Here is a 13,184-nt window from a genome sequence, read left to right on the forward strand (position 1 = left end):
CCCGCTCATGCTTTCCTGGCCGGTTCCACCTGCTCGGCAGCAGTCAGTCGGCCGCTACTGCGCCACTCGATGAAGATTCCCACGTACACAAAAATTGCGGCCGGATGCAGGATGAGCATCAGCACGGGCCAACCGAAAAATCGATATCCGGCCAGTAGCAGTGCAGCGAGAGTCATCACGCCGAGCAGCGCGCGAATCGTAAACTGCCAAGGCTGATGAGGTGCTGAATGCATATCCGTGATTCTACCCGGCTGGAAACTTGGAACCAATCGCTACCGCGGGATGTGCGTTCCTTTCAAATCGTCGGCCAGTTCTCCCAGGTCGTTGTACTTCACCGTGTTGGGCGTGGGACGACTCAGGTAATGCTGATACTCGCTCGAAGGAACCCATTCTTTGTGATAGTGGGGGCGACCGCCGTGCGAGAGGTGCACGCCACTTTTCGTTTGCGATACCACGGAAATGTTTCCCGGCCCGAGGTCGGCTTTGAAGGCATGCCCCTGCGAATCCATGCGCACAACGAAATAGCCGTTGCTGTCCGAATCGAACTTGCTCCAGATCTGTTTCGGTCCGGCAGCACCGCCACTGGAACTGGCGACGCGATACGAGACGTCGTTCGACACGACTTTTTGAAAGCCGTTGCTGTTCAAGAAAATCTGTAGGTGCTCGGGGCTCGTGTGCTTGAAAGCCTTCGCCGGAAAGCTAACCGGGGCACAGGGCAGTTTGAGAAAGAGGTCGATCTCTCCCTGAAGCCGCCGCACGATCGTGTTGTTGTCTTTGGGGAGCCGATCCAGCATCTTGCTGAAGGCTTCCATCATCGGCCGAATCGCTACGCGCAAGTTCATGTTCTTCTTGGCCAAGGCCACCAGCGACTTCAGCGAGGTGAGATACTTCTCCAGCTTGAGAATTTTGGCGACATCAGCGCCGGGAATGATGCTGACGGCGTTGATGGCCGCGCCGAACCAATCCCCACGGCACAAACTGATGATGGTGTTCGTCCCATCGGCGATTGGCGAGGGATCGAAAATGCCAATCAGGTCGAGCGCGAACTGGGTAATGTCCCAACGGACGTTATCCGGCAGCTTTTTCAACGCGTTTTTGATGGCAGCAATCGATAACATGGTTGCCGAACGACTCGCAGACTGCGGCGCTGTCAGGAACTCTCCCTTACAGTAGTTGCGAGGGGCTGGGGCTGTCCAGCGGCGGTGGCCGAAACTGGCTGTTGTAGGATGAAGCCGTGCTTCGTCTATTGCCGCCAGGGACGCAGCACGGCTGCGTCCTACATCCGAAACGTCCAACAACTTGCGGGGTTATTGGACACGCACTTGTTTCTGAATCTAGCCGGAAGTTGCTACTGAATCATCACTTGCGACTATCAAGCAATTTTTGCAACTCGCTCTCTTTGTCCAATAACCGGGCTAGTTCTTGGACAGGCCCCGGCAACGAATACAAGAGCCCCGCTGCGCGAGTACGACATCGCCTAACCGCGTTTTGCGGCCCGCGACCTCAACAACCAAACTGTAAGAGAACGTCTCGTCATTAGCTCACAGTAGCGATCTTTTGTCAACTATGTCGTTAATTATTTCTGAGATTAATCTTACGGCCGCTCGCCCGTTTCCATGCGCTGGTTAATGCGGTCGATGATGCGGGGCAGTTCGCTCAAGTTGGGAATGGCGAAATGAGCGCCTGCGTTAGAGAGCTTGCGTGCCGCGCGATCGAGGTGAGCATTCCGGTCGGCATCGGATAGTGATCTCCAGTCTTCCAGTGACAGACCCACTTCGCTGCCGCCAGCGGTGATGCCGATGCTCCAGCAACCGGCATTCACGCCTTCTTCAATGTCCGGCACCGTATCGCCAATCTTCACGACCGTGGCGGGTGGAAAGACGTTCAGCTCCGACATCAGCCGGAACATCATCCAGGGAGCCGGGCGGGCGGAGGGAGTATCGTCGGCGGCGACGTTGGCGTCCGCTTCGAGACCTTGCAAGCGGGCAGCCTCATAGACAAGTTCAGAGATCGAGCGGGGATAGTCCGAAGTCGTAGCAATCTTCAGGCCACGGCCACGCAGTTCGGCCATTACCTCCAGCACGTTCGGCGTGAGATGGCTGTACTGATGCACGGCGTCGAACTGCACGGGTGCCAGGTCGTCGTAAATGTTCATCACGTCGGCATCGGTCCACGGACGACCATGCACAAGTTGAAACTGTTCGCTGATGGGAGGCATCTCGAGCAGCGAATGAATGTGCTCGTAGTTATGCAGCCCCATCGACCAGCGAACCTGCGCCGTCGTAAGCATGAGCCGCGACTTGGCAAACGCTTCGAGAAAAGCCCGCGTCGGCGCGAGGCAACCATAGTCGACGAGGGTACCTGCCCAGTCGAAGACCACAAGCTGAATTTTCAGAGATCCTTGCATTGTCTTTCCGCGAACGAATCCGTGGCAGGGACGAAAAGCTTAACGCCCGGAACGCGAACGACATCACGACTCGCAACCCGCCAGAATTGGTCGTTGCCAGCCCAAGAATAACTTAGCCGATGCACGAGCGCGAAAGTAGCGCCCGTGCTCAAAGGCTGTTGAGTAAGATTGCCAGCAGTGCTTGCGGGCCCTAGGTAATCGGCGTTTTGTTAACGCCTTAGATTTCGGCGGCGACTTCTTCGACCAGGCGAATGCGTTTGCCATCGTGGGTCGAGATTTGATTGCCGCCGAGATTGGCGGAGGTGTTTTGAGCTGCCTGACCTCGCAGCAACAAGCGAGCAGCGTCGTCGCCCGGAATGGCTTCGCAGATGCCGATACTCAGCGTGATCTGCGTAGGCGTTCCTGCCAGTTTGGGACGAGCCGACTGCAGTGAGTTGCGTAACCGCACGGCGACATCGACGGCCGAATCGAGATTCGCGCCATGAATGGCGACCGCGAAGGCATCTTCTTCGAACCGGGCGGCATGATCCATTTCGCGAGTCACGCCTCGCAGCGCGACAGCCACTGCTCGTAGCGCGGTGCTAAAGCCTTCGTCGCCACCTTTCGTTTTCCAGTCGAGCAGGCGATCGACTTGCACCACCATCAAGCTGCAAGGATGCAACTCTCGTTGCAGGCTGGCCAGCCGGCGCTGCAGGTCTTCGCGCAACCCTTCGCGTGAGCTCAGGCCGGTCGAGGAATCTAGTAGCTGCGCGTTGGTGGCTACGGAGATCGTGTCCGGGGCGGTTGCTGCTGGTTCTTCTGGTTCGGGATTAAGTGCTTGAATGAAGGGAACGAAGCTTTTGCCATCATGCACGTGGCCGCAGTTACGTCCGGCCCGCTTACTGGCGTACAGGGCTTCGTCAGAACGCTCGAGCACACTTTCGCGAGTATCGCCCGGGGTGAATTCCGCCAGACCGGCGCTGGCATTCACATGGAGGGTTTTGCCTTCGTAGGCGATTCCATGGGCACCAATGGCAGTGCGGCAGCGCTCGCCAATCGGCAACGCATCCTTGGCATGCTGGCCGGCAATGATGAGGGCGAACTCTTCGCCGCCATAGCGACACACTAGCCCCGCGCCCCCTGCTGCTTGTTTCAAATCGCGAGCAACATGTCGCAGAACTTCGTCACCAGCCTTGTGGCCGTGCGTGTCGTTGAACTTCTTGAAGAAGTCGACGTCGATCATCATCACGCACGAAGGCACGCGTTCGATCCGCAGCAGATCGAGGCAACGCTGCATTTCTTCGTCAAAGGCGCGGCGATTGGCGATGCCAGTCAGCGCGTCGGTGCGTGCTTCGTTGACATGCGATTCAATCAGACGGGCCTGACTCTCGAGCTTGGACTCGGCCGAGTCGAGTTGCTGCTGCATCCAGGCGTTTGCTTCGACCAGGCGATTGACCGCGTTATGAACGGTCTGCAAATCGAGATCTTGGCCCGAGGTGAGTTGTTCGTTGATGGCCTGCACGCGCAGGTTGTGTTCCCCCACTTGCGACGACACTTTAGTCGTCAAGGCATGAACTTGCGTGAGCAGTTCTTTCGCCGCCTGGCGATTTGTTTCCGCATCTCTTTCGCCGTTCTCGCTCGCCATCTGCCCATCTTCCGACGAAGCTGCGGCGTTGGTTTCGGTCGAGCGGCGAAAACACCACCCGGCAGCAGCACCAGCCGAGGCTGCAGTAAGTGCAACGGCAGCTTCAATAAACAGTGTAGTCATAATCGGCGAGTTCTTCAGCGTTCGACAGATTGCACCCAGGCAGGAAGGGTGCTTTCCCAAACGTAGATTGCTCGGGAGGGTAGTCAAAACTCCAGAGGGCTGCTTTGTTCTCTGGTTGAAATCTTCGCATTCCCAGTTTGGCGACTGTACCGGTTGTAATGGAAAGGGGAGTTTAAAGTTCGAACTACGAACTCTCCCTCTATCGTTCAATCTCGGGAATGGGGCGAAAGTCGAACCATTCGCTGGCTTGAATTTTTCCCTCGTCGGGCCACTGTACGGCGGCCACGTTGTAGACAGAGGCCATCCAGATTTGCGATTCGCGGGAAACGAGCCCTTCGTTGGCAGCCAACTCGTAACCGATCAGATACGACGGCTCGCTGAGGGGTTGGCGCCCATCGGCATTCGAACTTCGATAGAGGTACAACTTGCCGGCCAGGCGTCCTTCGTCGGGGATGTGATCGAGCGGATAGAGCACGCTCCAGCGTTCTCCCTTTTCGATTGTGGTCAGTTTGAGAAGGGGAACCGCGGCGGCCGTTTCTAGTTGCTCGGGCTGAATGGGCGACAGGGCCACACCTTCCATAATGTCTTGGCTGAAGAGTGTTGGCGAAGAGAAGGGTGAGCGCACAATTTCGAAGCGCAAGAAAACCTGTTCCGGCAGCGAATCGTCCCAGCCCAGACGATTTCCCTCGGCATCGGCCAGATGAATCGAAAACGTGGCGGTACGATAGTAACCGCCGTTGAAGAGTTCCGGAGACCGTTCGTCGTTGCCGCGATAATAAATGCCTCCCAGACGCGGCGGATGTTGCGGCCGCAGCGGTTCATGCAAACGACTGGCGCTGCTCGTTAGCGCGAGCGGGGCCGGTCGATCGCCAGTCTGGTGAATTCCCTGTAGATTCCGACGCAACTCGGCAACTTCCGCTTGCCAATAGATGGTGGTTACATACAAGGCCACCGCCAGCAGGCCGACGCAGTACCAAACTCGCGAAATCGGCGCGAGATGCCGAGCGAAAGATGTGCGAACCGAGTTGTCGCTACCATTGGCCTCGCGCGCCTGGGATTTGCGCAGCGACTCTTTGCTTCGTTCGATCACCAGCACCACGGTCAGCAGGCCGATGGCCAGATAGTACGCGGGGTGAAAGTGGGGCGCAGCGAATTGCTCCCAGCGATCGAGCAATCGTTCAGAGAGAGGCCGCGATGCCGGCAGATAGGGACTGGAAGCCTTCATCGGCGATGGCAATGGCCAGTCCGCTCCTTGAGCAATCCACTGGTCAAGTGTGCCGATTTGCTCAGCCGTGAGGGGCGGTCCTTCCAGGGGCATTCGTTCGCCATCCTTGGTCGACCTCACGCGCCGCAACAACTCGTTGTGCTGGGGTGGGCCGGCGAACGCATTTTTTCCCGAACCGCCCCCGCGTTCTCCCAGCAGCTTTTCGTCCAGCCTTAAGCCACCGCCCGCCTGTCGCTGGCCGTGGCACTTCCAGCAATGTTGTTCGAGGATGGGGCGAACCTCGCGCTCAAAATCAACCTTCTCCGCGCCGCGCAGTTGTCCGTCGAAAACCCCAGCGACGAGAGTGACGGCTGCGACAAAGCTCAGGAAGGTTGGTTTATGACGCGCAAACACGCTGATTCAATTCCTGCTCGAGGAAACCGCGATTGGTCCTGGCAAATTGCTTCGCCCCTACCCGCCACGGGGATACAATCGAACTGTGGGCACTTGCCGACGCGAATTGCCATCGCGAGCGACAAAGCGCGCCACTTGAACCGACTATTGTGAAGCTTTTGCGAATCTTTGGTGAGCCCCCGTGCCATTTCCCTCGTCACTGCAGGCTGAATTGCTCGCTCGCCGCCACTGGCTAACGAGTGCCGGCTACGGCGTGGGACTGGCGGCTTTGACCTCTCTGCTGCGCGGCACTACATCATCGGCGGCCGAAACGACAGTCACCAATCAGCGCACGATCCATCATCGGCCGCGCGCGAAGCGCGTGATCTTCCTCTGCCAATCGGGCGGGCCATCGCAACTCGATTTGTTCGATCCCAAGCCGAACCTGAGGGGCCGTCACGGCGAGGAACTTCCTGCTTCAATTCGGCAAGGGCAACGCCTAACGACGATGACGTCGCAGCAAGGAACCTGGCCGGTTGCTGCGTCGCCGTTCTCGTTTGCCAAGCATGGCAAATGCGGAATGGAACTCAGCGAACTGCTGCCGCACAGCGCCCGCCTGGCTGATGACATTTGCCTGATCCGCTCGGTGCAAACGGAGGCCATCAATCACGACCCCGGACTCACACTCCTTCAGACCGGCAGCCAACAACCGGGACGTCCCAGCTTTGGTTCGTGGCTCAGCTACGGCTTGGGCAGCGACAACGAAAACCTGCCGGCCTTCGTCGTGATGATCTCGGGGGGCGAACCGGGCGATCAGCCTTTGTACGGCCGGCTCTGGGGCTCGGCGTTTCTGCCGTCGCAACATCAAGGGGTGCGCCTGCGCGGCGAAGGCGATTTGATTCCTTATCTTTCAAGTCCTCCCGGTGTTGATCCCGCCACGCGTCGTCGCACGCTCGATACGCTCGCGGGCATGAACCGCCTGGCGCAAACCCAGCATGGCGATCGTGAAACGCTCGCCCGGTTGCAGCAGTACGAACTGTCCGCCGGCATGCAGGCCGCCGTGCCCGAACTGGCCGACCTCTCGCAAGAGAATGCCGCCACACTGAGCGCCTATGGTCCCGACGTGCAACAACCGGGATCGTATGCTCGCAATTGCCTGCTCGCCCGGCGACTCGTCGAGCGCGGCGTGCGGTTCGTGCAGCTGTATCATCGCGATTGGGATCACCACACCAAGGTTGTCTCCGGGCTGAAGAAACAGACCGCTGCGACCGATCAACCAACCGCCGCCTTAGTGGAAGATCTCAAGCAGCGTGGCCTGCTCGACGATACGCTCGTCATCTGGGGTGGCGAGTTCGGCCGCGCGGCCTACAGCCAAGGGACGCTCGATTCGCCTACCTACGGCCGCGATCATCATCCCCGCTGCTTCAGCATTTGGCTCGCTGGGGGTGGAATTCGGCCAGGTATGGTGCACGGCAAAACCGATGACTACTCCTACAACGTGACCGAAAAGGCCGTCCCCATTCACGACCTGCACGCCACCCTGCTACACCTGCTAGGCATCGACCATCTGCAGCTGACCTACCGCTCTCAAGGTCACGACTTTCGTCTGACCGATGTTGCTGGGCAGGTCGTTCGCGAAATCTTGGCCTAGCCAAGTTGACCGCTGAAATGCCAACTTGGAACCTGCCACTCGCGCTGGTGTTTGGGCACTCCGCTGAGTAGATTACGTGGGTATTGCTTTGCAGGCGAATCAGGTCCAGGAATGGTCCGTTGTCCAATTCGCCCGCCAGCGTGATGCGGGGAGATGCTCGGCATGAATCCGGAATGGCTGTGCTTCGTCAATGGTCAGGAATATGGCCCTTACACGTGGCCTCAACTCGTGCAGATGGCAGCTGCGGGGAATGTGGTTCCGTCGACGCACGTGCGGCGAAATTTCGACAGCCAGTGGTACCTCGCCGAGCACGTGCCGAATCTCTTCGCCCAGACCCCAGTTGTCACGCCACAAGCGGCGGCTCATCCGCCAGCAAGTCGCCCAGCTCTTGCCCCCCGCGCTGCTTCGCCCACGGCCAGCGGCGCAATGAAGGCGATTCCCGCAGGCAAACCGGTGAAGCCAGCGAGTGCGGTTCAACCGGCGGTTCAGCCTGCCCAGCAGATTCCGCAAGGCGTTCCGCGTGGCCGCGTCGTCGGTACCAGCGCCGCTCAGCCGCCGGCAGTTGCAGCCAACACCTGGGGGCCTGTTGTCAGGACTTCGACATCACCGGCCGTTTCGCTGGCGCCGAAAGCTGCGTCTGATGAGGATGAACTCATCGGCAAGAAGCCGGACAACTCAAAGAACATGGTGCTGGCTCTGGGAGGCACGATCATCGTCGTGGCGATCCTGGGAATCGTGGCCGTCATCTGGAAAATGAATCAATCACCGGCACCTGAGCCGGTCGCGGCCCAAGCTGTGGAAATCTCGACCGAAGAAGCAGACCCAGCCCTCAGCCCCGAGCGCGATGCGACCGAGTCGACTCCGGCGGCAACTTCTCAGGTCGCGGCGAAAGCAGCCAAGAGCAACGCCAAGCAGACTGAGAAAGCGGCGGCACCCGTTGCTGCCGGACCTTCACAGGAGGCCTCTGCAGCGCTGGTGAAATCGGTCACCAAGTGGTCGCCTCTGGAAAAGTTCAAAGCGATTGGCATTAAAGAAGGGCTGGTCGTCGACAAGGTTTCGGTTTGGCTTGCCGCCGATGCCAGCGGCAAGCGGGCCGAACTGATCGGCCCCGCTGCGGCCGCGCCAGCCCCCGTGGCCGAACCACCGGTCGCCGCAAACACCACACCCGCGCCCGGTCAATCGCCCGAGATCATCGCTCCCGCGACGACGGGTCCGACACTAGGCGATCTTGTTCCCGGCGGCGTGAAGCCCGGGACTGCTGCAACGCCGCCCGAGCCAGCGAAGTTTGTGTTTGTCGAGTTGCAGATTAAGAATTCCGGAACTAAGCCACGGCAATATGCCGGCTGGAATAGTGATGCGAACTCAGCGGTGCTGGTCGATGATGATGGTCAGCCGTTGCCGCTGACTCCGGTCTCGGCGACACCGGCCACTGCACGCAAAAGCTCGCTCGAATTGAAGCCTGGCGAAACCACGCCCGATACTCTGGTCTTCGCCATGAACGAGCCCACCGATGCCGAGTTCAAGTTGGTCTTGCCGCAACGTGCACTTTCGAGTGTTTCGAAAGGGAACTGGGGAATCGCGATCTCCGCAGCATCACTCGCCCCCGCCACTCAAACCGCCACCGCACAAAACTCCGGCGCAGGTCCGGCTGCCCTGCGTTCTTCCACTTCGATTCCCATTCCTGGCTTGCAGGACGAACCCAAGCCCGCGCCACCGCCGGCAGTTGTTCCTCCTGCGGCCGCGCCGGCCATCGCGGCTGAGCCCGAGATGAAGAAGGAGCCCGTGCCGGACTCTTCCGGCAAGATTCCGATTCCGGGACTGACCGACGAACCTGCCAAGCCGAGCGCCGTGCCGAAGAAGCCGGACGAAGTTCCCAACCTCGCGCCGCCGCCCAAGAATTAGTCGTTCGCAGCTCGCATGCCTCCACCTGCCATTTCGGTTCGCTGTCCGCGTTGCCACCGCGGGCAGTTCGTTGCTGCCGAAGCGGCCCATCTGCCGCAGCGCTGCGCCATCTGCGGCCATATCTTCACGCTCGGCCCTCCCGTCGCTCCGCCGCCGCACTTGCCTCAGCCCACCATCGTACCGCTGACAGCTTCGTTGGAAGCGGTACCAGAGGACACCAACCCAGAGACGCCCCGGCCCTCGCGGCTGAAGGGACTCATCCTGCGAGTCGCCTTACTCACGATTCTGCTCAGCGTTTCTGCCATGATCGCCATGCTGCCGGCGGTGATGAGAAAAATGCGAACCAGGCCCGCTGAGCCGGCCGCAGAAGTGGCCGAAGTAGAAGTGGTCGAGATCGTTGACTTACGAACAGACAGCGGCCAGATCCAATGGATCGATGCCAGCCGTGTCGCCGGCTTGAGGGCTGGCATGCAGGTCAAGGTGCTGCGGTGCGAGTTCGGCGAAGTGATGGCCCGCGACAGTACCAACGCCCCTGTCTCTGCCGGGCCTGGAGAGTTTCTACAGATCTTTTTGCAGATCACCAATCGCACGAGCGACAAGGTGCAGTACATCAGCTGGTACGCGAATCACTTCCGGGGCGACAAGGGCCCCATCGCTGCGGAACTAGCTGACGATACCGGCCGCCGCTATCCTCCCCAGCGATTCACCGACGTCCAAGACATCGCCGGCCACTTACCCCAGGCCACGCTTGAACCGGGCGAGTCGGTGCGCGACGTATTGATCTTCGCCCTCCCCAAACCCAAAGCGACCGGAGAAGAAACGCTCTTCCTGCAACTGCCAGCGGCCGCCGTTCGCCGCACCGGTTCGTTCGATTTCAAGCTCAGCGGCGAACTGTGGCAACGGTGATATCGCGTCTCTTCGCTTCGACCACTGCTTGCTTCTGCCAACGGCTCTTAAAAAACGCTACAGTAGAACGATCTTCTTCCTCCCTCTCACGCAGGCACCGTTCATGGCAGGTACGACGCTCGGTTTCATTGGCGCAGGACAAATGGCACGGGCCTTGGCTCACGGTTTTGTCAGCGCGAAGTTGCTTCCCGCCTCGGCCTTGACCGCTGCCGATCCTGTACCCGCAGCCGCCGAGAAACTCGCCAGCGAACTGAGCGGCTTGAAGGTCGCGGCCAGCAATACGGCCGTGGCGAATGCCTGCGACGTGATCGTGCTCGCCGTCAAGCCGCAGGCGATGCCCGCCGTCTATCAAGAGCTGGGTGGCAAGCTCGCCGGCAAGCTGGTCGTTTCGATCGCCGCCGGAATCTCGCTGGCCAAGTTGTGCGAAGGGTTGAAGACCCAACGCGTCGTGCGCGTGATGCCCAACACGCCGGCACTCGTCGGCAAAGGGGCAAGTGCTTACGCGGCCGCGGCGGATGTCACCGCCGAAGATGCGACGCTCGTGGGCAAGTTGCTCGCTGCCGTCGGCACGGCCCACCAGGTCGATGAGAAACTGCTCGATGCCGTCACGGGACTGTCGGGCTCTGGCCCGGCCTATGTCTACTTGATCATCGAAGCGCTCAGCGATGGCGGAGTGAAAGCGGGCTTGCCTCGCCCCCTCTCCACGGCGCTCGCCGCCCAGACTGTACTCGGTGCCGCGCAAATGGTGCTCGAACGCAACGAGCATCCCGGTGTGCTGAAAGATGCCGTCGCCAGTCCGGGTGGCACCACGATCGCCGGTCTCGCCATGCTCGAAGATCGCGGCCTGCGAGGCGCTTTGATTGCCGCCGTCGATGCCGCCACCAAGCGGTCGCAGGAACTGGGCAAGTAGAGGAAGACCATCACCTCGTGAGCGACCTTTCCAACCCCTACGCCTCGCCGCAGTTGCCGTCCGCCCCCGACGAAGGTTACGAGCGGCGAACCATCGTGGGCACGTTCACGGTCGACGATCTCACCCAGCGCGACGCGGCCCGCGGCTACCGCATTCGGCACGTCCTCTGGCTGGTAGCCTCCCTCTGGCCGTTGCTGGTGATGATTCCGCTGCCGTTTCTGTTCTGGCGCGGCGATCCCACTCGTATGGTGATTGCCATGTGGGTCGTGTTTCTCATCGGGGCGCTCGGCACCGTCGGCATGCACGTGTCGCTCGATTGGTCCATCTTCTGGCACAACCTGCGGCAGTTGCGCAAGCATCCTGTTCTCGGCGCGCAGGGCCCGTGGCAGGTCACCATCGATGAGCAGGCGATTGTCATTCGCACGAGGAAGGGCGAGCAGCAATGGCCGCTGAAAGAAGTGCGCCGCATGGAACTTGCCCAGCGGCCTGTCGTGCTCTGGCTCGAAGCTGACCTCGCCATCGCCCTTCCCAAGCATGGCGACTATGGCGAAGACGATTACACTGCAGTCTGCAAAACACTCCGCCACCGCATTCCGCACATCGGCGGCAAGCTGGCGAAGTGGCGCTGAACCCGCGCGAACCAAGATGACCGAGCCTATGAATCCTTACGAGTCACCCATCATTCCGGCCGAGGGCAAGCAGCCCGGCGTTGAGCCGTCGGGCGTGATCGCGTCGTTCGAAGTCGACGATGTCCTGCAGTGGCACGCGGCAGCGCTCAACAATGCTCCTCTCTCAGGCTGGCTCTTGACGCTCGTGATTACCCTGGTTGTGGCGGGCCTCTTTGTTGCTATCGGTTTCTACCAGCACTATGGGCCGCTCGGGCCGATTTTGTTTCTGTCTGCGGGCTTCTTCCTGCTGCTGGGCACGTCGCACTTGATGGGCAGGCAGCAAACAAAACAGAACCTGGAACGGCTTCGCTTGCACCCGATCCTCGGTGCCAAAGGACATTGGAAATTGACGGTGGGGCATGACGAGGTCACCGCCGAGACTCCGGGCGGCAAGCGAGTCTATCCACTCGCGCAGGTTCCCTTCATCGCCCTGGAAGGTCACGATTTGATCCTCTGGCTCGAGCCTGGACAGCCGCTCATTGTGCCCGAGGGCGGCAAGTACAAGCGAATGAACTGGATGCTGCGGAAGTGGCTTCTCAAGGTTGCACCGCAGGGGCGCGGTCATGGCTGAACCGCTCAATCCTTACGCTTCGCCCGAGACGCCTCCGGAAGAGCGAAACGACTTGCCCGTGGAAGTACTGCGGGCCAGCTTCGTGGTGGATGACAAGCTGCAATGGTCGCTCGTGAGAAACACCGTCCGCCGCTGGCAACATCGACGCGTGGGGCTGATGCTGGTGCCGATCTGTTTGCTGCAGTTGATGACAGCGTTTGTTGTCATTGCTTGGATGAATAATGGGCCGCTCTTCGTGGCGTTTATCTACGGCGGACCTCTCGTCATCGGATTTGCAGGTTGGTGCCTCCAGCGTCTTTACACGCAACAAAACCTGCGGGCACTGCAACAGCATCCGATTCTCGGTGCAACCGGCCATTGGCAGGTCGTCTTGGCAGAACACTCGCTCTCGGTGGAGACGAGCGGAGGCGAGCAAATCTGGCCGCTGGAATCGATCCGCATTCAGCCACCCACCAAAGCGCTGCTGCTATTCTGGCTCGAGCCCGACCTGCCAATTGCCATTCCCCAGCAAGGCGACTTCGGCCCCATAACTCCCCCCGCATTTCGCGCCGCGATCTTCGAGCGCATCGGCCGCTACCGGCCTTAACGTAGGATGGGCTTCCAGAACGTCATGTCTTTCCTATCGCGTTCCAGTCCAGAACTTGCTCACAATCCCCAGAGGTTTGTGAACACGACCGCGCGCCGCGCCCGAGAGATGCTGCATCCCCTGTTCACAAACCCACCTCTGTTTGTGAACACCCCCTCGATTGAGGCGAGCCGCGAACTACGTCGATTTAATTGGCGACCACAGTCAATCGCCGTTCTTGAAACCGGAACCAGTCGACG

The 13,184-nt window shown here is 60.1% G+C and carries 12 protein-coding genes; 7 read left to right on the forward strand and 5 right to left on the reverse strand.

Annotated elements, in window-relative coordinates; genetic code table 11:
- Positions 1-5: 5 nt before the first annotated feature.
- The 5 genes from NA78x_RS07730 to NA78x_RS07750 form a co-directional block, all read right to left on the reverse strand.
- Positions 6-233, reverse strand: a complete 228-nt coding sequence (locus NA78x_RS07730; RefSeq protein WP_425617856.1) for a hypothetical protein — start codon at positions 231-233, stop codon at positions 6-8.
- Positions 234-272: 39 nt separating this feature from the next.
- Complete coding sequence (locus tag NA78x_RS07735; protein ID WP_425617857.1) at positions 273-1,118, reverse strand: hypothetical protein; 846 nt, start codon at positions 1,116-1,118, stop codon at positions 273-275.
- Positions 1,119-1,594: 476 nt separating this feature from the next.
- Complete coding sequence (phnX, locus tag NA78x_RS07740; RefSeq protein ID WP_425617858.1) at positions 1,595-2,407, reverse strand: phosphonoacetaldehyde hydrolase; 813 nt, start codon at positions 2,405-2,407, stop codon at positions 1,595-1,597.
- A gap of 217 nt (positions 2,408-2,624) precedes the next feature.
- The gene (locus tag NA78x_RS07745; RefSeq protein WP_425617859.1) at positions 2,625-4,154 is read right to left on the reverse strand and encodes a diguanylate cyclase domain-containing protein; all 1,530 of its coding nucleotides are present in this window, start codon (positions 4,152-4,154) and stop codon (positions 2,625-2,627) included.
- Positions 4,155-4,353: 199 nt separating this feature from the next.
- Complete coding sequence (locus NA78x_RS07750; RefSeq protein ID WP_425617860.1) at positions 4,354-5,772, reverse strand: c-type cytochrome domain-containing protein; 1,419 nt, start codon at positions 5,770-5,772, stop codon at positions 4,354-4,356.
- Positions 5,773-5,953: 181 nt separating this feature from the next.
- Here NA78x_RS07750 and NA78x_RS07755 point away from each other — a divergent pair, with 181 nt between their 5' ends.
- From NA78x_RS07755 to NA78x_RS07785, 7 genes are all read left to right on the forward strand, one after another.
- Complete coding sequence (locus NA78x_RS07755) at positions 5,954-7,402, forward strand: DUF1501 domain-containing protein (RefSeq protein WP_425617861.1); 1,449 nt, start codon at positions 5,954-5,956, stop codon at positions 7,400-7,402.
- 162 nt (positions 7,403-7,564) lie between these two features.
- Positions 7,565-9,304, forward strand: coding sequence for a GYF domain-containing protein (locus NA78x_RS07760; protein ID WP_425617862.1), 1,740 nt, complete (start codon positions 7,565-7,567; stop codon positions 9,302-9,304).
- A 15-nt stretch (positions 9,305-9,319) separates the two neighbouring features.
- Positions 9,320-10,210, forward strand: coding sequence for a hypothetical protein (locus tag NA78x_RS07765; protein ID WP_425617863.1), 891 nt, complete (start codon positions 9,320-9,322; stop codon positions 10,208-10,210).
- Between the two features lie 103 nt (positions 10,211-10,313).
- Positions 10,314-11,120: a pyrroline-5-carboxylate reductase gene (gene proC, locus NA78x_RS07770; protein WP_425617864.1), complete on the forward strand. Its 807-nt coding sequence runs from the start codon at positions 10,314-10,316 to the stop codon at positions 11,118-11,120.
- Positions 11,121-11,137: 17 nt separating this feature from the next.
- Complete coding sequence (locus tag NA78x_RS07775; protein ID WP_425617865.1) at positions 11,138-11,749, forward strand: hypothetical protein; 612 nt, start codon at positions 11,138-11,140, stop codon at positions 11,747-11,749.
- A 16-nt stretch (positions 11,750-11,765) separates the two neighbouring features.
- Entirely contained in the window at positions 11,766-12,359 is a 594-nt protein-coding gene (locus NA78x_RS07780) for a hypothetical protein (protein ID WP_425617866.1), read from the forward strand.
- Entirely contained in the window at positions 12,352-12,945 is a 594-nt protein-coding gene (locus tag NA78x_RS07785; RefSeq protein WP_425617867.1) for a hypothetical protein, read from the forward strand. Before NA78x_RS07780 ends, NA78x_RS07785 begins: the two co-directional genes overlap by 8 nt.
- Positions 12,946-13,184 lie beyond the last annotated feature (239 nt).

The sequence above is a fragment of the Anatilimnocola aquadivae genome (genome assembly GCF_049819085.1).
Lineage (GTDB): Bacteria > Planctomycetota > Planctomycetia > Pirellulales > Pirellulaceae > Anatilimnocola.

What these genes read in the sequence shown, in the direction of transcription:
- NA78x_RS07735 (WP_425617857.1), bottom strand. Translation starts at nt 1,118, where the DNA reads ATGTTATCGATTGCTGCCATCAAAAACGCGTTGAAAAAGCTGCCGGAT.
- NA78x_RS07760 (WP_425617862.1), top strand. Translation starts at nt 7,565, where the DNA reads ATGAATCCGGAATGGCTGTGCTTCGTCAATGGTCAGGAATATGGCCCT.
- NA78x_RS07730 (WP_425617856.1), bottom strand. Translation starts at nt 233, where the DNA reads ATGCATTCAGCACCTCATCAGCCTTGGCAGTTTACGATTCGCGCGCTG.
- NA78x_RS07745 (WP_425617859.1), bottom strand. Translation starts at nt 4,154, where the DNA reads ATGACTACACTGTTTATTGAAGCTGCCGTTGCACTTACTGCAGCCTCG.
- NA78x_RS07765 (WP_425617863.1), top strand. Translation starts at nt 9,320, where the DNA reads ATGCCTCCACCTGCCATTTCGGTTCGCTGTCCGCGTTGCCACCGCGGG.
- NA78x_RS07780 (WP_425617866.1), top strand. Translation starts at nt 11,766, where the DNA reads ATGACCGAGCCTATGAATCCTTACGAGTCACCCATCATTCCGGCCGAG.
- NA78x_RS07785 (WP_425617867.1), top strand. Translation starts at nt 12,352, where the DNA reads ATGGCTGAACCGCTCAATCCTTACGCTTCGCCCGAGACGCCTCCGGAA.
- phnX (WP_425617858.1), bottom strand. Translation starts at nt 2,407, where the DNA reads ATGCAAGGATCTCTGAAAATTCAGCTTGTGGTCTTCGACTGGGCAGGT.
- proC (WP_425617864.1), top strand. Translation starts at nt 10,314, where the DNA reads ATGGCAGGTACGACGCTCGGTTTCATTGGCGCAGGACAAATGGCACGG.